The organism is Kribbella sp. NPDC051952, assembly GCF_040680855.1.
Classification (GTDB): domain Bacteria; phylum Actinomycetota; class Actinomycetes; order Propionibacteriales; family Kribbellaceae; genus Kribbella.
Genome location: NZ_JBFAXQ010000012.1, coordinates 223,040 through 246,268 on the forward strand (window position 1 = coordinate 223,040; position 23,229 = coordinate 246,268).

General features: G+C 67.8%; 26 protein-coding genes and 1 pseudogene. 7 read left to right on the top strand and 20 right to left on the bottom strand.

All coding sequences use genetic code 11. The features are described 5' to 3' along the window. Window positions 1-2 precede the first annotated feature (2 nt). The 4 genes from AB0L70_RS23235 to AB0L70_RS23250 all read right to left on the bottom strand — a co-directional run bounded on the left by AB0L70_RS23235 (window position 3) and on the right by AB0L70_RS23250 (window position 4,102). The gene (locus AB0L70_RS23235) at window positions 3-1,292 is read right to left on the bottom strand and encodes a peptidase C39 family protein (protein WP_363687365.1); all 1,290 of its coding nucleotides are present in this window, start codon (window positions 1,290-1,292) and stop codon (window positions 3-5) included. Between the two features lie 76 nt (window positions 1,293-1,368). Next, window positions 1,369-1,947, bottom strand: coding sequence for a GNAT family protein (locus tag AB0L70_RS23240; protein ID WP_363687367.1), 579 nt, complete (start codon window positions 1,945-1,947; stop codon window positions 1,369-1,371). Between the two features lie 35 nt (window positions 1,948-1,982). Continuing rightward, window positions 1,983-2,828, bottom strand: a complete 846-nt coding sequence (locus AB0L70_RS23245) for a lysozyme (protein ID WP_363687369.1) — start codon at window positions 2,826-2,828, stop codon at window positions 1,983-1,985. A gap of 107 nt (window positions 2,829-2,935) precedes the next feature. Next, a complete protein-coding gene (locus AB0L70_RS23250) occupies window positions 2,936-4,102 on the bottom strand; it encodes a neutral zinc metallopeptidase (RefSeq protein ID WP_363687371.1) in 1,167 nt (388 codons plus the stop codon). Between the two features lie 106 nt (window positions 4,103-4,208). Between AB0L70_RS23250 and cysS the strand changes: the two genes are divergently transcribed. Then, window positions 4,209-5,642 (top strand): cysteine--tRNA ligase, encoded by a 1,434-nt coding sequence (gene cysS / locus AB0L70_RS23255; RefSeq protein WP_363687373.1) that lies wholly within the window; start codon window positions 4,209-4,211, stop codon window positions 5,640-5,642. Between the two features lies 1 nt (window position 5,643). Further along, window positions 5,644-6,603, top strand: coding sequence for a 23S rRNA (guanosine(2251)-2'-O)-methyltransferase RlmB (gene rlmB, locus AB0L70_RS23260; RefSeq protein WP_363687375.1), 960 nt, complete (start codon window positions 5,644-5,646; stop codon window positions 6,601-6,603). A 55-nt stretch (window positions 6,604-6,658) separates the two neighbouring features. Here rlmB and AB0L70_RS23265 read toward each other — a convergent pair whose 3' ends face one another. From AB0L70_RS23265 to AB0L70_RS23280, 4 genes are all read right to left on the bottom strand, one after another. Further along, on the bottom strand, window positions 6,659-7,543 hold the full coding sequence (locus AB0L70_RS23265; RefSeq protein ID WP_363687376.1) for a S1 family peptidase: 885 nt from the start codon (window positions 7,541-7,543) through the stop codon (window positions 6,659-6,661). Window positions 7,544-7,668: 125 nt separating this feature from the next. Beyond that, window positions 7,669-8,556, bottom strand: a complete 888-nt coding sequence (locus AB0L70_RS23270) for a S1 family peptidase (protein WP_363687378.1) — start codon at window positions 8,554-8,556, stop codon at window positions 7,669-7,671. Window positions 8,557-8,605: 49 nt separating this feature from the next. After that, window positions 8,606-10,084: an alkaline phosphatase D family protein gene (locus AB0L70_RS23275; protein WP_363687380.1), complete on the bottom strand. Its 1,479-nt coding sequence runs from the start codon at window positions 10,082-10,084 to the stop codon at window positions 8,606-8,608. A gap of 208 nt (window positions 10,085-10,292) precedes the next feature. Next, a complete protein-coding gene (locus AB0L70_RS23280) occupies window positions 10,293-10,877 on the bottom strand; it encodes a TetR/AcrR family transcriptional regulator (RefSeq protein WP_363687382.1) in 585 nt (194 codons plus the stop codon). 85 nt (window positions 10,878-10,962) lie between these two features. Here AB0L70_RS23280 and AB0L70_RS23285 point away from each other — a divergent pair, with 85 nt between their 5' ends. Beyond that, window positions 10,963-12,114 carry an acyl-CoA dehydrogenase family protein gene (locus AB0L70_RS23285; protein WP_363687384.1) on the top strand — a complete coding sequence of 384 codons (1,152 nt, stop codon included), beginning with the start codon at window positions 10,963-10,965 and terminating at the stop codon, window positions 12,112-12,114. Further along, window positions 12,111-12,878: an SDR family NAD(P)-dependent oxidoreductase gene (locus AB0L70_RS23290; RefSeq protein WP_363687386.1), complete on the top strand. Its 768-nt coding sequence runs from the start codon at window positions 12,111-12,113 to the stop codon at window positions 12,876-12,878. The genes AB0L70_RS23285 and AB0L70_RS23290 overlap by 4 nt, the downstream gene beginning before the upstream one ends. A 45-nt stretch (window positions 12,879-12,923) precedes the next feature. Here AB0L70_RS23290 and dgoD read toward each other — a convergent pair whose 3' ends face one another. From dgoD to AB0L70_RS23320, 6 genes and pseudogenes are all read right to left on the bottom strand, one after another. Then, window positions 12,924-14,069 carry a galactonate dehydratase gene (gene dgoD / locus AB0L70_RS23295; protein ID WP_363687388.1) on the bottom strand — a complete coding sequence of 382 codons (1,146 nt, stop codon included), beginning with the start codon at window positions 14,067-14,069 and terminating at the stop codon, window positions 12,924-12,926. Next, the gene (locus AB0L70_RS23300) at window positions 14,066-14,239 is read right to left on the bottom strand and encodes a hypothetical protein (RefSeq protein WP_363687390.1); all 174 of its coding nucleotides are present in this window, start codon (window positions 14,237-14,239) and stop codon (window positions 14,066-14,068) included. The genes dgoD and AB0L70_RS23300 overlap by 4 nt, the downstream gene beginning before the upstream one ends. 51 nt (window positions 14,240-14,290) lie before the next feature. Further along, a complete protein-coding gene (locus tag AB0L70_RS23305; protein WP_363687435.1) occupies window positions 14,291-14,515 on the bottom strand; it encodes a DUF4032 domain-containing protein in 225 nt (74 codons plus the stop codon). Next, a pseudogene (locus AB0L70_RS23310) lies at window positions 14,502-14,660 on the bottom strand (ATP-binding cassette domain-containing protein); the annotation flags it as partial. The pseudogene AB0L70_RS23310 and the gene AB0L70_RS23305, both read right to left, overlap by 14 nt. Beyond that, window positions 14,657-15,550 carry an amino acid ABC transporter permease gene (locus tag AB0L70_RS23315; RefSeq protein WP_363687392.1) on the bottom strand — a complete coding sequence of 298 codons (894 nt, stop codon included), beginning with the start codon at window positions 15,548-15,550 and terminating at the stop codon, window positions 14,657-14,659. The gene AB0L70_RS23315 and the pseudogene AB0L70_RS23310, both read right to left, overlap by 4 nt. 97 nt (window positions 15,551-15,647) lie before the next feature. Then, complete coding sequence (locus AB0L70_RS23320) at window positions 15,648-15,722, bottom strand: putative leader peptide (RefSeq protein WP_363687437.1); 75 nt, start codon at window positions 15,720-15,722, stop codon at window positions 15,648-15,650. A gap of 407 nt (window positions 15,723-16,129) precedes the next feature. Here AB0L70_RS23320 and AB0L70_RS23325 point away from each other — a divergent pair, with 407 nt between their 5' ends. Then, window positions 16,130-16,966, top strand: coding sequence for a M23 family metallopeptidase (locus AB0L70_RS23325; RefSeq protein ID WP_363687394.1), 837 nt, complete (start codon window positions 16,130-16,132; stop codon window positions 16,964-16,966). A gap of 3 nt (window positions 16,967-16,969) precedes the next feature. On the opposite strand, the gene AB0L70_RS23330 is transcribed toward AB0L70_RS23325, so the two are convergent. The 3 genes from AB0L70_RS23330 to AB0L70_RS23340 are packed head-to-tail and all read right to left on the bottom strand — an operon-like array spanning window position 16,970 to window position 19,213. Further along, entirely contained in the window at window positions 16,970-17,461 is a 492-nt protein-coding gene (locus AB0L70_RS23330; protein WP_363687397.1) for a GNAT family N-acetyltransferase, read from the bottom strand. A 10-nt stretch (window positions 17,462-17,471) separates the two neighbouring features. Continuing rightward, window positions 17,472-18,554, bottom strand: coding sequence for a HAMP domain-containing sensor histidine kinase (locus AB0L70_RS23335; RefSeq protein WP_363687399.1), 1,083 nt, complete (start codon window positions 18,552-18,554; stop codon window positions 17,472-17,474). Next, window positions 18,551-19,213 carry a response regulator transcription factor gene (locus tag AB0L70_RS23340; RefSeq protein WP_363687401.1) on the bottom strand — a complete coding sequence of 221 codons (663 nt, stop codon included), beginning with the start codon at window positions 19,211-19,213 and terminating at the stop codon, window positions 18,551-18,553. Before AB0L70_RS23340 ends, AB0L70_RS23335 begins: the two co-directional genes overlap by 4 nt. Before the next feature lie 87 nt (window positions 19,214-19,300). On the opposite strand from AB0L70_RS23340, the gene AB0L70_RS23345 reads away from it, so the two are divergent. Beyond that, window positions 19,301-19,855 (top strand): M15 family metallopeptidase, encoded by a 555-nt coding sequence (locus tag AB0L70_RS23345; protein WP_363687403.1) that lies wholly within the window; start codon window positions 19,301-19,303, stop codon window positions 19,853-19,855. Here AB0L70_RS23345 and AB0L70_RS23350 read toward each other — a convergent pair. Beyond that, complete coding sequence (locus AB0L70_RS23350; protein WP_363687405.1) at window positions 19,852-20,373, bottom strand: N-acetyltransferase family protein; 522 nt, start codon at window positions 20,371-20,373, stop codon at window positions 19,852-19,854. The two genes, AB0L70_RS23345 and AB0L70_RS23350, sit on opposite strands and share 4 nt — an antisense overlap. A gap of 39 nt (window positions 20,374-20,412) precedes the next feature. Between AB0L70_RS23350 and AB0L70_RS23355 the strand changes: the two genes are divergently transcribed. After that, the gene (locus tag AB0L70_RS23355; protein ID WP_363687407.1) at window positions 20,413-20,976 is read left to right on the top strand and encodes an XRE family transcriptional regulator; all 564 of its coding nucleotides are present in this window, start codon (window positions 20,413-20,415) and stop codon (window positions 20,974-20,976) included. Here AB0L70_RS23355 and AB0L70_RS23360 read toward each other — a convergent pair. Together AB0L70_RS23360 and AB0L70_RS23365 are read right to left on the bottom strand one after the other, a co-directional pair. Beyond that, window positions 20,943-22,472 (bottom strand): FAD-dependent monooxygenase, encoded by a 1,530-nt coding sequence (locus tag AB0L70_RS23360; RefSeq protein ID WP_363687409.1) that lies wholly within the window; start codon window positions 22,470-22,472, stop codon window positions 20,943-20,945. The genes AB0L70_RS23355 and AB0L70_RS23360 overlap by 34 nt on opposite strands. A 77-nt stretch (window positions 22,473-22,549) precedes the next feature. Next, window positions 22,550-23,164: a TetR family transcriptional regulator gene (locus AB0L70_RS23365; protein WP_363687411.1), complete on the bottom strand. Its 615-nt coding sequence runs from the start codon at window positions 23,162-23,164 to the stop codon at window positions 22,550-22,552. Between the last annotated feature and the right edge of the window lie 65 nt (window positions 23,165-23,229).

Sequence of the window (23,229 nt, forward strand, 5' to 3'; positions counted from 1 at the left end):
TTCTACCAGTTGGCCTGTGGCCCCCGCGGTGGGAGCTGCAGGCCGCTTGGGTGAATGACGTAGACGAGTCCGCCGGAATGCGGCACCCAGGCGTTCTCGAAGGCGGCCCGGTCGTACGTCGTCCGCACCTGGTCGTTGTTCGGGATCAGGTGTGACGCCGGGTCGTTGACGACCACGTTGCCGGCCTGGTCGAAGCCGACGATCACCATCAGGTGTCCGTTGGTTCCGTAGCCCGCACCGGGCAGGTCGCCCTTCTTGAACGACAGCGAAGCAACCAGCGGGATGCCGGCCTTGATGAACTGCTCCGCCTCGGTCAGCGACCGCAGCCGGGTGATGAACCCGTCCACACCGCGACTTCCGGCGTACGCCGTGTTGAACGGCCAGTTCCCGGCTCCGTCGTAGGAGTAGTCGAAGACGGACCGCGCCGAGTTGTCGACCTGCGGATCCGCGTCGGTCGGATCGACCCACGCGGTCTCGGCGGGGGTCGGACCGGCGCCGTAGTAGTCGAGCACCATCGCGGTCGAGGTCGCCGAGCACCACGCCTCGCCGCCGCCGTCCCACTGCGGATAGTGCCCGAGGTGCGTCTCCTGCGAGTACGTCGGTACGTCGAGGACGGTGCCCTCCGCTCCACCAAGGGGGCTCACGGCAACCTTTGCGTCGGAGGGCAGCCGGGACGCCATCGCGCCGATCGAACGGACCACCGGCGACTGCGTCGTACCGCTGAGCCGGTACAGCGTGACCTTGAGCTGCCAGCGGTCCAGCCAGTGACCGGACGCCGCGACAAAGGTGTCGACGGCAACGGATCCGTTCGCGTCGCCCTGCTCCGGGACCGACGTGCGGTGGATGTCCCCGGCGGCCGTGTTGTCGCCGCCGGACCAGCGGCCGAGCACGTACCACTTGGTGGTGCTGCCGAGGTCCGTCGTACCGGCCATGGAGACCTCGACCCAGGTGCCGGGTGGCGTGGTCGCGTTCCAGGAGGCGACGAGCTCGGTCAGCCCGAAGCCGGTGCTCACATGGGGCGAGGTCCAACTGGTCTGCTCGTAACTCTTGGCGGTGCCGTCCCCGAACGGGTCGACGTACGACGTGGTGCCGGTCGGTGTACCGAAGGTGAGGGCTCCGTCGGTGACGGTGGTGCCGGCCGGGGTGCCGGTGAGGAAGTCGTTGGTCGACGTCCACGTGCGATAGGCGATCTGCCGCGGTGGGGCAACTTTGACGGCTTCGGTCGGCAGCGTGCCGGCGCTCAGCACAACCACACCAAGAATCAGGGCGGCAACAGAACGGGCGGTGATCATCTTTCGACCGTAGACCCGGGTTCCGCCGCTGTCGCGGTGAACGCGTGCCGTTGTCGTGTCTTGTTAGGTCAAATAGTTACGAGCGTTTGACCCACTCGTCGGCGAGCATCGCGAAGACCAGTTCGTCGGTCCATTCGCCCTTCAGGAACTCGTTCCTGACGAAGTGGGCTTCCTGGCGCATGCCGAGCCGCTGCAGCAGCTGCGCCGACGCGGTGTTGCGGAAGTCCAGCCGGGCGATGATCCGGTGCATGCCGAACTGCTCGAAACCCAACCGGAGCAGCTCGGTCGCGGCCTCCGTGGCGTACCCGTGGCCACCGGCCTCGGGGTGGAACACGTACCCGATCTCACCGGTCCGTTGCTCGGTGTTCTGCGCGAACAGCGTGACCTCGCCGAGGTGCTGACCCGTCTCACGCAGCAACACCGCGAGCGTGAAGGCCTGGTTGGCGACGTCCATCGGTGGGAGGTCGGCGACTCGTTTGGGCAGAGATTCGTCGCGCACCTGCTCCGGCGTACGGGCGTCGTGCAGCAGGAAACGCGCCACATCGACGTTGGCCTGCAGTTTCAAGAGGTCGTCGTAGTCGGATTCGACGTACTGGCGCAGGGTCAGGCGGTCAGTCTCGATCGGCAAGGAGGGTTGGATCGGTGAAGGGCTCACCGATCGAGACTATGCGACCGCCGCAACCCAATTAACTATCCGTTGGCGAGGGCAACCAATCGGGACTGGTCACCGTTGAACCGGTCCTGGTCGATCGGGCTCGAGCTGTACTGCCAGAAGGTGTGGAACGGCCAGCCGCCGGGCAGTGTGCCGGGCGCCGAGGCGTACCGCGCCACCCAGAGCGGGTTGGTGGCGTTGAACGCGCCGCTGTTACCGGTGCAGGTGCTCCACCAGTCCAGGTTGGTGTAGATGACCGCGTCGCGGCCGGTCCGGGACTTGTAGGTGTTGAGGAAGTCGCGGACCCAGTTGACCATCGCGGCCTGGCTCAGTCCGTAACAGGTCGCGCCGTACGGGTTGTACTCGATGTCGAGTGTGCCCGGCAAGGTCTTGCCGTCCCGGGACCAGCCGCCGCCGTTGCTGGCGAAGTAGTTCGCCTGGGTGGCGCCGCTGGAGTTGTTCGGGAGGGCGAAGTGGTACGCGCCGCGAATCATGCCGACGTTGTAGGAGCCGTTGTACTGCTGGGCGAAGTACGGGTTCTTGTACGACGTGCCTTCGGTCGCCTTCACGTAGGCGAACCGCTTGCCGGCACTCCAGTACGAGGCCCAGTTGACGTTGCCCTGGTGGCTGGAGACGTCGATGCCTTCGACCGTGGCGGCGGGGGCCATCACTGCCGGGGCGGCAGTTTTGGTCGTGGTGTTCGACAGCCAGCCGGAGTACGCGTCGCCGGCCTTGGTGATGCCGTGCGCACGTGCCGTGGGGGTGGGTGTCGGGGCGGCCGCGGTCGACGCGGGCGCGGTGGGAGTGCTGGCTTGGGCGGAGCCGACCGAGGCCAACAGCAGGCCAAGGGTCACGGCGGCACCCGTGAAAAGGGCGGACTTCACGGTAAACCTCCAGAGAGAGCGATGCGGGGCGGAACAGAGCGCTCGGTCCAGCATTTACCCCTGGCCAGTAAGAATCAACCATTCAATCTCTATCGAATGGTGAATAATTACCGCACGTACTTCGGCGAGGCGGTGTACGTGTTGCAGGCGGAGGGGCTGCGAGTGACGAATCCGGCGTTCGCCCAGCGCGGGAGGATCGCCCGGCTGCCGTGGTCCCGCCGGGTCCCGTACTCGTCGCCCTCGTGCGAATGCAGGTAGTCCAGCTGCGACTTCAGCAGACCGGTCATCCCGTAACTGCTCTTGTTCGCACCCATGAAGACGTTGCCGAGGCAGGTCGCCTGGATCTCCAGCCGGCGGCTCATCTCGAGCGATTTGTCACCGCTGAACTGGTACTCCAGATTGTCCGTGGCCGACAGGATGCCGGTCATGTACTGAACGTGATGGCCGAACTCGTGCGCGACCGTGTCGGTCATCTCCGCCCGCAACCAGGCCATCGCCTGGGTCTTGTTGGGGTACCTCAGATACACGCTGTACCACTTCAGGTCGCTGTTGACGTCCATGTAGATGGTCCGGTTCGACGAACAGTAGAAGGAGCTCGGAGAGTTCCCGCCGCAGGGTGACACGGCGGTCCCACTGAAGGCGACCAGGTGTGGTGCGCTGAACCGCCCGCCGGCCAGCGCGACCTGCTTCGGCCACGCCTTGATCAGACACGCCAGTACGGCGTTGTAGTACTTGCGCGCGTTGGTGGCGCCGTTGGCGCGGGCGCCCGACTCCTTGCAGTTCACCGACTTCTGCACGCCGGTCTTGTAGATCCGGTTCTTCGCGACGACGTCGGTGTCCGACGGCTTGGGCGGCGTGGTCTTCGTCGGCTGGGGCTGCGTGCTCCGGCTCGTGGCCGGCGCGGTCGGCTTGGTCGGAACGGTGGTCGGTTCCTCCGTCGTGGGGAGGAACGTCGGTTCCTCGGTGCTGGTCGGCTCCGGCTGCGCGTAGTCCGAGCCGTTGTGCTTCAGGATCGAGCTGAGTACGACGGCTCCGGCCAGCGCCAGGCCGACGACGGCGATCGGGATGATGATCCAGGCGGCCTTGCTCTTTTTCTTAGGCGGCGGCGGGAAGCCGTTCGATCCCCAGCCGAACCCAGGACCCGGCGGCGGGCCCTGCGGAGGACCCCAGTACGGCTGACCACCCGGCGGCGGACCGTACTGCTGGGGCGGCGGCCCCTGGTACTGACCCTGATATTGGCCGGGCGGCGGTCCGTACGGTCCCTGGTTCGACAACGAAGTCCTCCTGGATGGGGTGGGCAGTGGATATCTTGTCAAGAGGGAGTGCCATCGACTGGGGCGGTGGGGCGGGGGAGGTATTAAACACCGTTACTCTTGAGCGGTGACACTTCGCTTGTATGACACCGCGACAGCAACAGTGAGGGATTTCGTACCGGTCCATCCGGGCCAGGTCGGGATCTACCACTGTGGGCTGACGGTGCAGGCTGCCCCGCACGTCGGGCACATCTACAAGGAAGTCGTCTTCGACGTTCTCCGGAGCTGGCTGGAGCGCTCCGGCTACCAGGTCACCGTGATCGCCAACGTGACCGACATCGACGACAAGATCCTGGCCAAGTCGGCCGAGCGCGGCACGCCGTGGTGGGCGCACGCCTACGAGTTCGAGCGCGAGCTGCACTGGGCCTACGAGGTGCTCGGCTGCCGTCCGCCGACGTACGAGCCCCGCGCCACCGGTCATATCCCCGAGATGCTGGAGATGATCGAGGACCTGATCCAGCGCGGGCATGCGTACGTCGCTCCGGACGGTTCCGGCGACGTCTACTTCGACGTGAAGTCCTGGCCGGCGTACGGCGCCCTGTCCCACCAGAAGATCGAGGACATGGAGGCCGCGGAGGACGCGGACCCGCGCGGCAAGCGGGATCCCCGTGACTTCGCGCTGTGGAAGGGCTTCACCGCGGACACCCCGCGGACGGCCTCCTGGCCGACGCCGTGGGGCCGCGGTCGCCCGGGCTGGCACCTGGAGTGCTCCGCGATGGCGGGCAAGTACCTGGGTGACGAGTTCGACATCCACGGCGGCGGGCTGGACCTGCGCTTCCCGCACCACGAGAACGAGTTGGCCCAGTCGACCGCGATCGGGCAGAAGTTCGCCCGGACCTGGATGCACAGCGCGCTGGTCACCACGGCCGGCGAGAAGATGTCCAAGTCGATGGGCAACGGCGCGATCGTGCGCAACGTGGTCGAGCGGGTGCGCCCGATCGAGCTACGGTACTACTTGGTTCAGTCGCACTACCGGTCCGTGGTGGAGTTCTCGTTCGAGGCGCTGGACGAGGCCGCGACGAGTTTCCGGCGGATCGAGGGCTTCGTCACCAGGGCTATCGAGGTGACCGGCGGGGTCGACCCGTCGCCCGAGTTCCCGGCCGACTTCGTCGCCGCGATGGACGACGACCTGGGCACGCCGGCGGCGTTCGCCGTACTGCACAACACTGTGCGGGACGGGAACAAGCTGGTCGCCGACGGGGATTCGCCCGCGCTACGGGAGGCGCTGGCGTCCGTGCGCGGGATGCTCGGCGTGCTGGGGCTGGATCCGCTGGCCGAGCCGTGGATCTCGCGGTCGGGCGCCGGTGACGAGCTGACCGAGGTGGTGGACGGGCTGGTGCACGCACTGCTCGAGCAGCGCGCGGCCGCCCGGGAGCGCAAGGACTACGCCGCCTCGGATGCGATCCGGGACCGGTTGAAGGCGCTCGGCGTCGTCGTCGAGGACACCCCGCAAGGGCCGCGGTGGTCGATCGCCGCTCCGATTACTACCGAAGGAAGCTGAAGTGCCAGGCAGTAGCCAGCGCAAGGGTGCCATCCGCAAGAAGCCGAAGGGGAACCCGACCGCCGGATCCGGTGGCCGGGTCCGCCGCGGTCTGGAGGGCCGGGGCCCGACGCCGAAGGCGGAGGACCGGGTCAAGCACCCCGCGCACAAGCGGGCGAAGGCGAAGGAGCGCGCCCAGGAGCGCCAGCGCAGCCGTCCGGACCGCAAGTCCAACGACTCCGGCACCGAGTGGGTGTACGGGCGCAACCCGGTGGTCGAGGCGCTGCGGGCCGGCGTACCGGTCGCCGCGCTCCATGTTGCCGAAGGCACCGAACGGGACGCCCGGCTGCGCGAGGCAACGCTGATCGCGGTCGAGCACGGCATCTCGGTGCTCGAGGTGCCGCGGACCGAGCTCGACCGGGTCACCGCCGGTGGCGCCCACCAGGGCGTCGCGGTGCAGATCCCGCCGTACGAGTATGCGCATCCGGACGACCTGCTCGACCGGGCCTACGCGGCCGGTGAGGTGCCGCTGATCGTCGCGCTCGACGGCGTGACCGATCCGCGCAACCTCGGTGCGATCACCCGCTCCGCGGCGGCTTTCGGTGCGCACGGCGTGCTCGTCCCGGAGCGTCGTACGGCGTCCATGTCCGCGTCGGCGTGGAAGACGTCGGCCGGTGCGGCCGCGCGGATCCCGGTCGCCCGGGCCACCAACCTCAACCGGGCCCTCAAGTCCTACAAGGACGCGGGCCTGATGGTCATCGGCCTGGACATGGACGGCGCGGTCGAGCTTCCTGACCTCGACGCGGCTACCGAACCGCTGGTCCTGGTCGTCGGCTCGGAAGGCAAGGGCCTGGCCCGGCTGGTCCGGGAGAACTGCGACCTGATCGTCTCGATCCCGATGACGACGGCGACCGAGTCCCTCAATGCGGGCATCGCGACCGGCGTCACGCTGTACGAGATCTCGCGGCGTCGCGCCGGCTGAACGCGTGACAGCGCCCCCGGATCAGGTGATCCGGGGGCGCTGTTGTTTGCGGGGGTTAGTAGACGCTCACGCCGTAACGGGAGAGCGCTTCGGTGACCGGCTGGAAGTAGGTCGTGCCGCCGGACGAGCAGTTGCCGGAGCCGCCGGAGGTGAGGCCGAGAGCCACACTGCCCGCGAACAGGGCACCGCCGGAGTCGCCACCCTCGGCGCAAACGTTGGTGCGGATCAGGCCAGAGACCTGACCCTCGGCGTAGTTCACCGTGGCGTTGGTCGCGGTGACCGAGCCGCTGTGCACACCGGTGGTGCTACCGCTGCGCTTGACGGCCTGGCCGACGCTGGCGTTGCCCGCGGACGTGATGTCCTGGGACGAGCCGTTGTAGAGATCGACCGTGCCGGGGTGGTTCGTGTACGACGTGCTGTACTTGACGATCGCGTAGTCGTTGCCCGGGAAGCTCGATCCGGTGACGGTGCCGAGCAACGTGGTCTTGGCGGAGTTCGCGTACCAGCTGGACGCGATGTTGCCGCAGTGACCGGCGGTCAGGAAGTAGTACGTGCTGCCACTGCGGACGTTGAAGCCGAGCGAGCAGCGGTACTGCCCGCCGTAGATGGCGTCGCCGCCGGCGATGTACTTGGTCAGCTTGCCGGAGATCTTCTCGAGCGTGACCCGGTCACCGAACTGCTTGGTGACGCCGGTCAGGGCCGAGAGCTTCGCACCGGAGACAGTGTCGTCGTACGACACGATGATCCGGCCGTCCGGGTTCGTCTGCCAGGCGGTGCCGGGGATGGCCGCGTCCTTGTTCAGGGTCGCGGTGATGGCCGAGGCCGACAGCGTCGATGGAGCGATCGGCGCTGCCGAAGCCTGGGTGGCCAGCAGTCCGGCGGCAGCGAGCCCGGCGGCGGCCAGGATCGCAGCGGTACGGCGGATAGGCGAAAATGTCACGGTTTCAGCCTCCTCACGATGAGGACGCCTTCGGGGCGGGGCGTCCTTGACTTCAACCGAGACACCTCCTACCCACTCTCTCCCTGAGTATTCAGGCGAACTCGGAGAGTAGGGGAAACCTGCGCCTAGTAGACGGACACCCCGTACGCGTTGAGGGCCTCGACGACCGGCTGGAAGTACGTGATGCCGCCCGAGCTGCAGTCACCGGACCCACCGGACGTCAGACCGAAGGCCCACTGCCGGTAGAACAGCGGACCGCCCGAGTCGCCCGGCTCCGCGCACACGCTGGTGCGGATCAGCCCGGCTACGCGGCCGTCGCCGTAGTTCACGGTCGCGTTCAGGCCGGTCACGCGGCCGCTGTGCAGTCCGCTGGTGGAGCCGGAGCGGTAGACGAGCTGGTTGAGGCCCGGGTTCATCGCGGTGGTGATGTCCTGCGAGTGGCCGTTGTAGAGGTACACACTGCCACCGGGCGGCGGGGGTGCGCCGACGTCGGTGCGGTACACGATCAGCGAGTAGTCGTTCCACGGGTAGCTGGCGTGATGCACGGCTCCGGTGAAGATCTTGTGGTTGGCGTCCTGGTACCACCGGGCGCCCTCGACGCCACAGTGACCGGCAGTGAGGAAGTAGTACTTCCCGCGCCGCTGAACGTTGAAGCCGACCGAGCACTTCACGTTTCCGCCGTACGTCGCCATCCCGCCGCTGATGTACTTCGTCAGCTTGCCGGGCAGCTTCTCCAGTGTGATGCCGGCGCCGAGCTTCTTGGTCTCGGTGGTCAGCTGGGTCAGCTTGGTGCCGGTCACGGTCGAGTCGTACGACACCAGCACGGTGCCGTCCGGCTTGGTCATCCAGGCCGTTCCCGGCGTCTGGATCTTGTCGTTCAGGGCAGAGGTGATCGCGGCGGCGGACAGCCGGGGCGGCTTCACCGGGTCGGCCTTGGCCGGTACGGCGGCGGCCAGGGTCAGCGCGGCGGCGGCCAGAGCCGCGGCGGTGCGGCGGAGGGTGAGAGCTTTCATATCGAACAGCCTTCCGTGACAAGCCGCGGGCGGACCAGCCGTGGCAACTTCAGGACATCAAGCGATTGCCCGCAGAGTCTAAGCGTCCGTAGGTCCCGGTCCTTCGGAGCAGCTGGTGCCCGTCCTGCAGGTCGGCATGGTCGACGTCGACCGTCCAGTCCGCACCCGACAGCGTCACCGTCATCGCGCCGTTCTCGAACCACGGACCGTGCGCGAGCTGCCACTCGGCGGCCACGTCGCGGACCTTGGCCGACCGCGCCAGCTTGTGCAGCAGCGTGGTCATCCACCGCGCGCCGAGCAGGCGGTTCGCCCACCGGACGTACTGCGGTACCGGGTTGCGGAACGGCGACATCGTCAACTGCCGGATCGCCGTCCCCGGATGCCGTACGGCGGTCAGTCGCGCCTCGGCCAGATAACTACAGTGCACATCCCCGGACAGCATCAGGATCGACGCCGGCGGATCCTCGCCGGACACCAACTCGGCGAGCAACGTCGTCACGTCGTCGAACGACCTCCGGAACGACGCCCAGTGCTCGAGATCCATCCCCTGCCGGATCTTCTCGCCGACCCGGGCACCGCGCGGTCCCCACGCACCGGACGAGATCGCCTCGTCCCACCCCTCCAGATGATGCAGCCCGGGAGCCAGCAGGAACGGCAGGGTCGACCCGAGCATCAGGTGCTGGATCGACCGCGTCGCGCCGACCGTGTGCCGCCGTACCCACTCCCACTCGTGCGCGTCGACCATCGCTCGCGCGTCCGGCTCGAGGCGTCGCGAGCAGCGCGAGTCGACCGCGACCAGCCGGACACCGCGGGACTCGTCGCCGAAGTCGCGGTAGAAACTCCACCGGCACGACGCCGGGTCCTCGTCCGCGGTCCACGCGAAGCTGTCGAGGTACGCCGTCCGTTCCTCGTCGTCCTCGATCGATCGCATCGCGCGGTAGACCGCATCCTGGTCAAGTTGCTCGGGGGAGAGGTTTCCGAGGTGCTGATAGACCCAGTACGACGCGTAGGCGCCGACGACCCGGTCCCGCCACCAGGGTTGTTCGGTGACCCAGCGCCGCCAGGTGAGCGAGGTGTTCCAGTCGTCGCGCAGGTCGTGGTCGTCGAGCAGCATGCACAACGGGACGGTGGAGAACAGCCACCGGACGGCGGGCGTCGTCCAGGAGTCGTCGTACAGCCAGGTGTACTCCTCGTAGTTGCCGATCTCGTCGGCCACCTCGGAGTCCTGCCGTTCACCGTGGGCTTCCCGGAGCTTCGCGAGGACGGCGTCCGACGGGTCGTCGGCGTACACCTGGTCGCCGAGGAGCAGGAGTGCGTCGGGGAACTCGTCCGCGCCGGCCGTCATCCGCTCGGCCAGCGCGACCAGGGCATCCGGCCCGAACTCCTTGAAGCCCTGCTCGTCGAAGGGTGCGGACCGGCGGCACGATCCGAAGACCAGCCGGAACGTCCCGTCCGCGCGCGGCGTGCGGATCACGCTCGGGCCGTAGGTGTTGTCCATCGGCCAGACCAGGTCGCCGTCCAGTCGCACGTCGTACGGCGTGACGCTGTCGGGCTCGAGGCCCTCGATCCGGATCAGCGCGTAGTGGTGGCCGTGAACGGACCAGGTCCGGGCGGTGTGGCCGAGGATCTCGACCTCGGCCGGGCCGCTCGTCTCGACCCAGACGGTCGCCCGGGGTCTCGTCGACGTACCGCAGCAGCGGCCCCAGCCTGAGCTCCATCCGGAGAACGCTACAAGCTCAGTCCAATCGGAGTGAATGCAGGACGAAGGACGCGAGTTCGCGGTAGGCCTCGGCGTCGTTCAGGCCGGTACGGCGGGCGATGTCGCCGCGCTGGATCGCCTGCATGGTGTGCGCGATCATCTCGGCCGCGAACGCGATGTCGACCTGCCGGAACATCTTGTTGTTGATGCCGTCCTCGATCAGTGTCCGGACCCGCTCGGCCGCGATCCGGGTATTCCGCTCGTACACCGATCGGGCCGGAGCGAACGTGGCGACATCGTCCAGGAACGTCCGGCTGGCCGGCCGGAGCGCATCCGCGACCGCGTTCAGGTATGCCGCGATCCGTCGGTCGTGCCGGGTCTGCCGGGCGACGGCCGACTCTACCTGGGCGGTGGCATTCTTGAAGTAGTGCTTGACCACCTCGACGGCGAGCTGTTCCTTGCTCGGCGCGAGTGCGTACAGGGTCGTCTTGCTGCAGCGCAGCTCCGCGGCCAGATCGTCCAGGGTGAACCGGCTGAAGCCCTGTTCGAGGAACAGGACCAGGAGCCGGTCGAGCAGCTCGGACTGCCTGCGGGTACGTCGCCCCGGAACGACTGTTGTCATATCGAGACAGCATAGAACGATACTGGGTTATGTGCTTCAGTATCGTTACGAGTATCATTTCGTCAGCCGTTGAGAGGGGTGCCTGATGGCTGTCGATCGTCTGCTGCCGACCGAAGAATCCACCGAGCTGCTCGCGCTGGTCCGTGAGCTGTGCGCGCACGAGCTCGCACCGCACGCCGCGCAGGCCGAGGAGAGCGAGACGTTCCCGCGGGACACGTTCCGCACGCTCGGCAAGGCCGGCCTGCTCGGCCTGCCCTACCCGGAGCAGTACGGCGGCGCCGAGCAGCCGTACGAGGTGTACCTGCAGATGCTCGAGGAGATCGCCGCCGCCTGGATGTCGGTCGGTGTCGGCATCTCGGTGCACACGATGACCAGCTACGCGGTCGCCACCTTCGGCACCGAGGAGCAGCGGTCGCGGCTGCTCCCGGACATGGTCGGCGGTGAACTGCTGGGTGCGTACGCGCTGTCCGAGCCGCAGGCCGGCTCCGACATCAGCGCACTGAGTACGTGGGCGGTTCGGGATGCGGACCAGTACGTCCTGCGCGGCACCAAGGCGTGGATCAGTCACGGCTCGCACGCCGACTTCTACACGACGTTCGCCCGTACGTCGGACGACCCGAAGCGCGGGATCTCCGCCTTCCACGTCCCGGCGACGGCGGAGGGCCTGAGCTTCGGTGCGCCGGAGCGGAAGATGGGCCTGACCGGGTCGACCACCACGCTGGTGAACTACGACAACGTCCGGATCCCCGTCGACAATCTGATCGGTGCGGAGGGCGACGGGATGCGGATCGCCCTGTCCGCGCTGGACTCCGGCCGGCTCGGGATCGCTGCGTGCGCGACCGGTCTCGCCCAGGCCGCGCTCGAGGTGGCCGCGTCGTACGCGAAGGGCCGGGAGCAGTTCGGGCATCCGATCGCGGACTTCCAGGGTGTTCAGTTCCTGCTGGCGGACATGGCGGCGGCGGTCGAGTCCGCGCGGTCGATCTACCTGCAGGCAGCGCGGCGGCGGGACCTCGGCCGGTCGTTCACCCAGCAGGCGGCGATCGCGAAGCTGGTCTGCACGGACGCGGCGATGAAGGTCACCACCGACGCGGTCCAGGTCCTCGGTGGGTACGGTTACACCCGCGACTTCCCGGCCGAGCGCTACATGCGCGAGGCCAAGGTGACCCAGATCTTCGAAGGCACCAACCAGATCCAGCGGCTGGTGATCAGCCGCGACCTCTTGAGGAGTGTGGGATGAAGTTTGGCCCGTCCGACGTCGCGCTGGTCACCGGTGGTGGATCCGGGCTCGGGGAGGCGACAGTACGACGGCTCGCCGCCGACGGACTGGGTGTCGTCATCGTCGACCTCCCGTCGTCCGCGGGCAAGGCGGTCGCGGACGAACTGGGTGACCGGGTCGTGTTCGCCCCGGCCGACGTCACCGACGAGGCCGCTGTTGCGGCGGCCCTGGATGCGGCCGCCGGTCTCGGAACGCTGCGCGTGGTCGTCACCTGCGCCGGCATCGCGACCCCGGGTCGCGTGGTCGGCCGCAAGGGTCCGTTGCCGCTGGCAACCTTCCGGCAGGTGATCGAGGTCAACCTGATCGGCACCTTCAACGTCGTCCGCCTCGCCGCCGAACGGATGATCGCCCAGGAGCCCAGCGCGGACGGCGACCGCGGCGTGGTGGTCATGACCGCGTCGATCGCGGCGTACGACGGTCAGGTCGGGCAGGCGGCGTACGCGTCGAGCAAGGGTGGCATCGTCGCCCTCACGCTCACCGCCGCGAGAGACCTTGCGGACAAGGGGATCCGGGTAGTGACCATCGCGCCCGGCACCATGGAAACTCCCATGCTCGCCGGTCTCCCCGAAGAAACCCGCACCGTTCTGGAACAGCAGGTCCCGCACCCCTCCCGCCTGGGCAACCCGTCCGAGTACGCCGCCCTGGTCCGTCACATCCTCGACAACCAACTGCTGAACGGAGAGGTCATCCGCCTCGACGGCGCCCTCCGCATGCCACCCCGCTGATCACCACCCCCCTGATCACCACCCCCCTGATCACCACCCCCCTGATCACCACTCCGCGAAGGAGCCGTCCTCATGGCGGAAGACCGGTGAGCGCCAGCGGTGCGGGTTCTCGGCGGCGGCGCGGACTACGTCCTCGTTGACTTCGATGCCCAGGCCGGGGGCGGTGGGGCGTTCGATGTGGCCGTCGACGAAGGAGAAGACGTTTGGGTCGACGAGGTAGTCGAGCAGGGCGTTGCCGCCGCCGTACTCGATGCCGAGGCTTTGTTCCTGGATGAGGAAGTTCGGGATGGCGAAGTCGATCTGCAGGCTGGCGGCGAGGGTGATCGGGCCGAGCGGGCAGTGGGGGGCGACGGCTACGTCGTAGGTCTCGGCCATGGCGGCGATGCGGCGTACCTCGGAGATGCCGCCGGCGTGGGAGATGTCGGGCTGGGCGACGGCGATGCCGGTCGGGATGACGTCGCGGAAGTCCCAGCGGGAGAAGAGCCGCTCGCCGGTCGCGATCGGGATGCTGGTCGACTCGGTGATGCGGCGCAGGTCCCGGGAGTACTCGGGGAGAACCGGTTCCTCGATGAACATCGGCAGCAGCGGCTCGAGCATGGGCAGGATCTGGCGGGTGGCCGCCGTACTGAACCGGCCGTGGAAATCGAGTGCGATGTCGACGCCGTCGCCGAGCGCGTCGCGTAAAGCCTCGACACGACTCACCGACGCCCGGAGTTGAGCGGCGGACGGGATCGGCGGCAGGGCTTCGGAGAGGTTGAGCTTGAGGGCCGTGAATCCCTTGCCCACCTTGGTTTGCGCCTGGTCGACGAGCTCGGCGTTGTCGCGCCCGTGGACCCAGGTGTAGATGCGGGCACGCTCACGCACCGGTCCGCCGAGCAGTTCGTGGATGGGCGTCTCGTGGTAGCGACCCTTGATGTCCCAGAGGGCTTGGTCGATCCCGGCCAACGCACTCGAGAGCACCGGACCGCCCCGGTAGAAGCCACCCTTGGCCATCACCTGCCAGTGCTCCTCGATCCGGAGCGGATCCGTCCCGACCAGATACTCCATCAACGCCGAGACCGCCCCCTGCACAGCCTCCGCCCGCCCCTCAACAATCGGCTCGCCCCACCCGCTGATCCCCTCATCGGTATCAACCCGCAAGAACTGCCACCGCGGCGCCACCAAGAACGTCTCGAACCCCACAATTTTCACGTTTCAAACCATACGGGGTTCTCGTCCGGGGCCGGGCGACCGAGGAGGCGTTGGTGGACAGCAGCCAGCAGCCGTTCGGCTGACGGCGCGTCGGTCGCGTGGTCCGCCAGACTCGTGACGATCAGCTGCTCGAATGCGTCCAGCTCCCGCCTGACGCAAGGCTTGTCCATCCGGTACCTCCCACCCTTAGGCACGTTGGGGTGGGGGTGGATGTTGCATGGTTAGTCGAGGTCGGGGGTGCCGGGGGTGGGGAGGGCCAGCTTTTCGTCGGGTTTGGCGCTGAGGACGTTGTCGACGTACGAGCGGGCGGCTTCCATGGTGTCGACCTCGTGGCCGGCCTGCTCGGACAGGAACCAGCGGTGCTCGAGCACCTCGTGGAAGACCTCGGCGGGCTCGAGCTTGCGCTTCAGGTCGCGGGGGAAGCCCGCGATCCACCTTCTCCAGATGGTTGATCGACCGCAGCAACGTCGACTTGCCCGAACCGGACGGCCCCAGGATCACGGTGACCGTACCGGCCGCGATCTCGAGGTCGATGCCCTTGAGGACGTCGAGGTCCCCGAAGCTCTTGTGCACACCCTTGACGTCGATCATCGCGTCGTCCCACGGGCGAACCGGCGCTCGACGTAGTACTGCACGATCGAGAGCAACGTGGTCAGCACGATGTACCAGACCGTCGCGACCATCAGCAGCGGTACGACGCGACTGTTGCGGCCGTAGATCACCTGCACCTGGTAGAAGAGCTCCGGGATCGCCATCACCGAGACGATCGAGGTGCCCTTGAACAGGCTGATCACCTCGTTCGCACCGTTCGGCAGGATCGACCGCATCGCCTGCGGGAGCACGATCCGGAAGAACTGCCGTACGCGCGGAATCCCCAACGCAGCCGCGGCTTCCAGCTGTCCGGCATCGACCGAGATGATCCCGCCGCGGATGATCTCAGCGGCGTACGCGGCCTGATGCAACGCGAGCCCGAGCACGGCCGCACCGAGTGGGCCGAACAGGTTGTTCGTACTGAAGTGCACGAACTCCGGGCCGAACGGGATGCCGAGGCTCAGCTCCTGGTACAGATACGCGATGTTGAACCAGAACAGCAGCTGCACGATCAGCGGGATCGAGCGGAACGCCCAGATGTAGCCCCAGGCAACGACCTGCAGGAACGGGCTGCTGGACAGGCGCATCGTCGCCAGCACCGCACCGAGGACGAACCCGAGCACGGTGCCGTAGACCGTGAGCTGCACGGTCACCCACAACGCGGAGAAGATCGTCCGGGTCGCGAAGAACTGGAAGAACGTCGGCCAGTCCCAGCCCGGGTTCGTGACGAGCCCGTGCACGAACATCGCCAACAGAACAAGGACGATCGCGACCCCGACCCAGCGCCACGGATGCCGTCGGGCGACGACGGGCAGGTCGGCTTCGGGCGGTACGGCGTACTGCGGTGGTCCGGTGGTGTCCGGTGCGGACGTGACTGAACTGGTCGACACGGTGATCTCCCTGGCGGTGGGCAGGCTTCGCGGGCACGGCGCGGCAGACGTCCGTACGGACGCCGTCAACGGTGCGAGGGGATGGCTCGAGCTCAGCTCAGCGCGGACAGAGCGCGCTGGAGACCCGCTGGAGATCGATGTGGAGGCGGTAGTACGGCGGCTTGCGCGTCATGTCCGTCTCCTCTCCTAGCTGGTGTCATCCCAGTATGAGATGACTGTGAAAGTTTAGTAAGTAGGTAGACAAAGCTCTCATTATGTGGACGCCCTATAGCGGGTTCCAGGGGGTGGTTGGGGCCATTCGGCGCGTGATCCGCGTCACGGGTGGATTCAACTACCCGGCGGTCCGATTCACGCCTGAGCGGATACATGGGGGCAAGGAACCTTCACCGAGCGTGTGCGAATTCGTTGATCTGTTCGCAATCCGTGTTTGAGGCGCCCGTGATCTTCTCGTTATGGTCGATGAGCCGTCGTACCCCCTCACCGACGGCTACCCCTCCCTGGAAGGTTCTCGTGCCCACTCACCATGACGTGCCGGAAGCAGAACGGCCGGCACCCCGTCGACCGGCTGCACCGCGCCGGGTGGCAAAGCATCGTTCCTCTCGTCGCGGCACCGGCCGCCGGGCGCAGCTGATCGGCCTGACCGCCGCGCTCGCCGCAGCCGCCGGCACCACCGCCGTCGGAGTCTCGTCGTCCGCGATCGGATCCTCCGGACCCAGCACCGGCACTGGACTGAGCCCCTCACAGGCCAGCGCCCTGACCGCGGCCCGGATCGATCGGCGCGACCTCGGCTCCCGCGACGCGTCCCGGATCGACCTGGACCTGGCGGCGACCCGCAAGGCGCGGGCCGATCTGGTCGCCAAGCAGCGGGCCGCGAAGCTCGCCGCCACCGCGACGCAGACTCAGCGCCGGGCGCTCGCCCTCAGCGCGGCGAAGGCGGCTGCCGCGAAGAAGGCCGCCGTACAGGCTCGTGCGCTCGCCGCGGCGAAGGCTGCCGAGATCGAGAAGGCCAAGTCCGCGCCGAAGATCGTCCTGCCGACCACGGGCTACCACCTGACCGCCCGCTTCAACCAGGCCGGCGGCCGCTGGGCCCACAACCACACCGGCCTGGACTTCGCGGCGCCGATGGGTACGCCGGTCCGTTCGGTCATGGCCGGTGAGGTCATCCAGGCCGACTTCGAAGGTGCTTACGGTCGTCAGGTGAAGGTCCGTCACGCCGACGGCACAGTCACGTCGTACAGCCACATGTCCGAGTTCGACGTCTCAGTCGGCGACACCGTCGAAGCCGGCACCCAGGTAGGCGCCATCGGCATGACCGGCAACACCACCGGCCCCCACGTCCACTTCGAAGTCCTCCCCGACGGCGGCTCCCCCATCAACCCCGAGCCCTGGCTCCAAGACCACGGCCTCAACCCGTAAGAGCTAGAGGGTTATGGCCATGTCGAGGCTGTCTGTGTAGGTGCCTTCTATTAGGTATTCGTTGGGGTGGGTGCCTTCGGTGGTGTAGCCGTGGCGTTCGTAGAGGCGGCGGGCTGCGGTGTTGGTGCCGTGGACGTGCAGGCTGATCTTGCGGGCGCCGCGGCGGCGGCCTTCGTCGGCGGCGGCTTCGAGGAGCGCGCCGGCGATGCCCTGACCGCGGGCGTGCCGGGCGACGGCCAGGCCGTTGATCGTGAGGACGCCGGCACCTTCGGGGAACGTGTACTTGTCCTGCAACCGGAGATAGCCGACCACCTCCCCGTCGTACTCGGCGACCAGGTGCGCCTCCGGGCCGCTGCGCGCGAAGAAGCTGTCCCGGATGACGTCCTGGTAGGACGGGAATCCGGACGAGGCGTCCCAGGAGGTCTGGTCGATCTCCAGCAAGGCGGCATCGTCGGATTCGACGGCACGCCGGATAGTCAGGTGAGGGTCGGTCACCGCACCATCCTCACCCGCCGACGAGGTCAGCCTCCGGCAAGGTCACAGTCGCGGTGAGTCCACCGGCCGGATCGGCAACCAACTCGAGGCGTCCGTGATGCGTCTCGACGATCCGGCTCACCAGCGCCAACCCCAACCCGTGCCCGGTCCCGTACCGGTTCTTCGCGAACGGCTCCACGAACGTCCGCACCTGCGCCGGATCCAGCACAACCCCATCGTTGCGTACGACGAGCCGCCCGCCACCAACCGTGATCCCGACCGACCCACCGCCGTGCCGGATCCCGTTCTGCACCAGATTCGTCACCACCTGGTGCAACAACACCTCGTTGCCCTCGACAACCGTCTCGGCTAGATCACACGTCAGCACCACGCCGGCCTCGGCAGCCTCCGACGACAACACCGGCAACGCCGACCGCACCACCGCCGCCAGATCCATCGCATCCAGCTCGACCGAGCGATTGTTCAACGCAGTCAGACTGAGCAACGCCTCGACGATGTCGATCCCCCGCTGGTTCGTCTCAGCCAGTCGTTTGACCAGCTCGGGCACGTCCTGATGATCCGGATCGGCCGCCGCCACGTCGAGCATCGTCTTCATCACCGCATGCGGAGTCCGCAGCTCGTGCGACGCGTTCGACGCGAACCGCCGGTACTGCTCGAACGACCGCTGCAACCGCTCCAGCATCGCGTCGAACGTGTCGGACAGATCGGTGAACTCGTCCCGGATCCCGGTCAGCCCGATCCGGTGATCGAGCGAACCACTCGCCGCCCGCTGCGCCGCCGCCGTGATCTCCTGCAACGGCTTCAACATCCGCCCGGCCAGGAACCACCCGCCGAGCAGCCCGACGATCGCCAGGAAGACCAGCGCGTACGCCGACAACGTCACGATCAGGTCGAGAATCTCACCCCGCGTGGGCACCGGGCCTTGATCCCGGGGGTTCGCCGCCATCAGCGGATAGTTCGGCACGATCCGGAAGACCAGCCAGAGAATGGCGGACAGTACGACGCCCGCGACGACAAGCAGCCCCGCATAGCTCAGCGTCAACCGCAACCGCACCGTCAGCCGCGGCCGCCGGCTGACCAACGGCTGACTCATGACTCACCAATCCGATACCCGACTCCCGGCACGGTGTGGATGACCCACGGATCGCCGAGCCGTTTCCGCAGCGCCGAGATCGTGATCCGGACCGCGTTGCTGAACGGATCCACGTTCTCGTCCCACGCCTTCTCGAGCAGTGTCTCGGCACTGATCACGCCACCCCGCGCGGCCATCAGCACCTCCAGTACGGCGAACTGTTTCCGCTGGAGCTGCACGTATCGCCCGAACCGGTACACCTCCCGGCGGTACGGATCCAGCCGCACCCCGGCGTACTCGATCACGGTCGGGATGGCGGCAGCGGGACGGCGTACCAGCGCACGGAGGCGAACGACGAGTTCACGCAGCTCGAACGGCTTGGTCAGGTAGTCGTCGGCGCCGAGCTCGAACCCGGTCACCTTGTCGTCGAGATCACCGGCCGCAGTCAGCATCAAGACCCGGCAGCCGATGCCTTGCGCAACGATCTCCCGGCACACCTCGTCACCGCTGGGGCCGGGGATGTCCCGGTCCAGTACGACGACGTCGTACGCGTTGGTCGTCACCGCCTGCAGCGCGGCGTCACCGTCGAAGGCCAGGTCGGCCGCGATCGCCTCCAATCGCAGGCCTGCCTGGATCGCCTCGGCGAGATAGACCTCGTCCTCGACGACCAGCACTCGCATGACAACCATTGAACCAGGCCGGGTGTATCGAAAACGTAAGCCGAACAGCAGACGCTCTGGCAACATCCACCCAGGTGGACTGGGGGCATGCTCACCGATGAACGTGCGCGCCGGCCCGGACTGACGATCGTTGCCGCAGTCACCTGTTTGGCACTGACGGCTTGCTCGACGGTCTCTGCGGCGGGCCCGAGCTCGACCAACAGCGGGTCGCCTGGCGCGGCGGACGGCGTACTGCCCGACCACACCTCAGCCTTCGACACCAGCCTGCCCGGCGTCGCGAAACTCGACCCGGCCCTGCGGAAGGCGGTTCAACAAGCCGAACAAGCGATGAAGGATGACGGCATCACGATGCAGGTGACCACCGGGTGGCGGAGCAAGAAATACCAGGAAGAGCTGCTGACCAAGGCGATCCGCGAGTACGGCAGCCGGAAGAAGGCCCTCGAGTACGTGGCCGATCCGAACGAGTCGCACCACGTCACCGGCCACGCGGTCGACATCGGGCCGACCGACGCGGACGACTGGCTGAACCGCAAGGGCAAGCGCTTCGGCCTCTGCCAGACGCTGTCCAACGAGATCTGGCACTTCGAGCTGGTCACCACTCCCGGCGGCACGTGTCCGCCGATGACCGACCCGACGAGCTAGCGGGTTTCCTCTGGCGGATCCGGGAGTACGGCGAGCGGACGCTGACGCCAGTGCACGTCATGCCAGGCATCGAGCTTCCACCCGATCCGACGATAGGTGCCGATCTCCTCGAACCCCAGCGCCTTGTGCAGACCCACGCTCGCATCGTTCGGCAGCGTCATCCCGGCGACCGCGGTCCGGAAGCCACGCTCGGTGAGCCGCTCGAACAACGCCTCGTACAGCGCTCTTCCACCACCGGTCCGACGCCGGCCGAGTTCGAGGTAGACGCTCACCTCACAGGACCACCGGTACGCCGCTCGCGGTTTCATCGGACCGCCGTACGCATAACCGACCACGCGACCGTCGTCCTCGAGGACCAGCCAGGCGTGGGTCTCCTGCGTCGTCGCGATCCGCGCCGCCATCTCCTCGACCGTCGGCGGGTCGATCTCGAAGGTGATCGCCGTACCGGTGACGTAGGGCGCGTAGATCGCCGCGCAAGCCTCAGCGTCGAGTTCCGACGCGTCTCTGATCTTTGGCATGTCACGATAGTAGTCACACCTGCCGCTATAGTGGCAAGCATGTTGGATGAGCTCTCCGTCTCACTCGCCGCCACCGTGCAGGCCGCCCGGGTCGCGCAGGACCTGTCCGTGAACGCGCTCGCCGAGCGTTCCGGGGTATCCCGCGCGATGATCGGCAAGATCGAACGTGGTGAAGCTCAGCCGACCGCGGTCCTGCTCGGCCGGCTCTCCGGTGCGCTCGGCATGACGCTGTCCGAGCTGGTCGCCCGCGCCGAGAACACCGGTGAGCTCTTGCGCCGTGCCGACGAACAGCCCGTCTGGACCGACCCGGTCACCGGCTACCGACGGCGGGCCGTCTCGCCGGTGACCGACGGCCCGCTCGAGCTGGTCGAGGTCGAGCTGCCGGCCGGCGCCTCCGTCTCGTACCCGGCCGACGCCTACATCTTCAAATACCAGCAGCTCTGGATCCTCGACGGACACCTCCGCTTCCACGAAGGCCCCGTCATCCACGACCTACACACCGGCGACTGCCTCCAGCTCGGCCCGCCGTCGGCCACCACGTTCCACAACCCCGGTACGACGCCCTGCCGCTACCTGGTCGCGCTGGTCAAGGGCCGGTCCTGAGGTACGCCGAACCAGTCGGCCAATGCAGTCCGCAAGCCCTCCCGTTCCGCAATCCCGTCCTGCTCTGCGGCCCAGGCGACGTACCCGTCCGGCCTTATCAGCAAGGCGATCGAGAAGTCTCCCTGACCTGCAACGACGTCGACCCGATCCGTAATCACGGTCGCGGCGAACGGCGCGTCCGGCGTCAGGTCGAGCAGGAGCGGGCGACCGGTGCGCGTCAGCTCGGCCAGTCGCTTGCCATCGACAACGAGATCCGGAGCCCAGCGACCGATCAGCGGATGCGGACCGTCGTGGTACCGGACGTCAGCGCCGGTGATCAGGTCGGCGATCCGGCGCACGTTCCGCGGTTCGGTCAGGAGCTCACCGAACAGTTCCCGCAGCTTGGTCACATCGTTGCCCGGAGCAATCAGCGCCGACTGGGCCTGCGTCTGCATCACCACCCGCTGACCGACCGGACGGCGTTCCAGCTCGTAGCTGTCGAGCAGGCCGGCCGGCGCCCGGCCCTGCACCTCGGCGGCCAGCTTCCAGCCCAGGTTGATCGCGTCCTGCAGACCCAGATTCAGCCCGGGCCCGCCGATCGCGGAGTGCACGTGGGCGGCATCGCCGACGAGCAGCACCCGCCCGGACCGGAACCGGTCGGCCAGCCGGCTGTTGCCGCCGACAAGTCTGCGCAGCAGGTGCGGCCCGTCGCCCTCCGGCGGAGCGATCGGGAGATGTACGCCGAGCACCCGGTCGACACTGTCCTGCAACTCCGCCAGCGTCATCGGGCCGTCCGGCGGTACGTCGAACTCGCCCGTGCTCACCACCGGTGGGCGGCCGGGCAACTGGGCATAGATGAACAGCCCGCGCTCGGTCCGGTGATGCATGCGGCCGGGGATCACGCCGTACCCCGGAACCGACAGGGCTCCGGTGGCCGGATCGATGTACTCGGCCGGCACGTGGGCGTTCGCCGTACGCGAGACCATCGTGTCGTTGGTGATGCCGGGGAAGTCGATGCCGGCCAGCCTCCGGGTGACGCTGCGGCCGCCGTCGGCGCCGACGAGGTAGCGGGCCGTCAAGTGGTAGGGGCCGTCCGGGCCGGAGATCTCGACGGTGACCGAGTCGGCGTCCTGGGTGAACCCGATCAGTTCGTGACCGCGGCGGATCTCGGCGCCGAGCTCGAGCGCCCGCTCCTGGAGCACACCCTCGATCCGGAGCTGCGGCACGTTCAGGATGTACACCGGGTTCTGTTCGATCGTGGTGAGGTCGAGCGGGAAGGCTCCGTACATGTAGCCCGGCGCGGGCTCCGGCGGACCGGGCCTGCCGGCGAGTGGTTCGTACAGGCCGCGGCGGTCGAGCATGCGCACGACCTGGCCGACCAGGCCGTTTGCGCGCGGCTCCTCACTGGCGGCGGGCAGGCGTTCCAGCACGATCGGCTGGACTCCGGCCAGGCGTAGTTCGGCGGCGAGCATGAGGCCGTTCGGGCCGGCTCCGGCGATGATGACGTCAGTGTCCATGACAGGGTGTCCCTTCCGGGAAGTAGGCGTGACTGATCGCCCCGGCGGCGGCGCCGGGGTGCTTGTTCGAGGGGTTTCTAGTTGTGGCCGGGTTCGGGAAGTCCTGCGCTGATGAGGTCGAGGACCTCCCTCAGGATTTCGGCGATCGGCCGCGGCGGGTCGGCCCGCAGCCACTCCGCCGACGCCGCCGTCCGGGCAGCGCCGACGACCTCGGCGACGAGCCGCGGGTACAGCCCTTGCGTACCGGTCCGGTCCGCGATCGCAGCGGCGTACTCCTCACTCGCCGCCGCGTGAGCCCGCGCCATCTCGCCCTGCAGCGAAGGCTCGGTCATCATCAGCCGGATGCCGGCCAGCCACCGCTCGTCCGGCGGCTGCTCACCGCCGTGGCCCTCCACACCGAGTGCGAACTGCGACTCGGCCGACATCCGGATCGCGGTCCACAACGGCTCGTCGGCCGGCCGCGCGCGCAGCTCTTCGGCGATCCGCAGGCTGCGGTCGACCTCCCGGGCGGCGATCGCCTCGGCCTTGCTGGAGAAGTAGTTCCGGAACGTCCGCAGCGAGACGCCCGCTTCGGCGGCGATGTCCTCGATCCGCACGTTCGCCAGACCGTGCTCGACCGTCAGCCGGACCGCTGCCCAGCTCAACGCGATCCGCGTCTCCTGCTTCTTCCGCTCTCGCAACCCATCGGCCATGACTTGACCGTAGCAAACTTTGCCGATTAGGCAAAGATGTCTTTTAGGCAAATTTCATCAGTGCT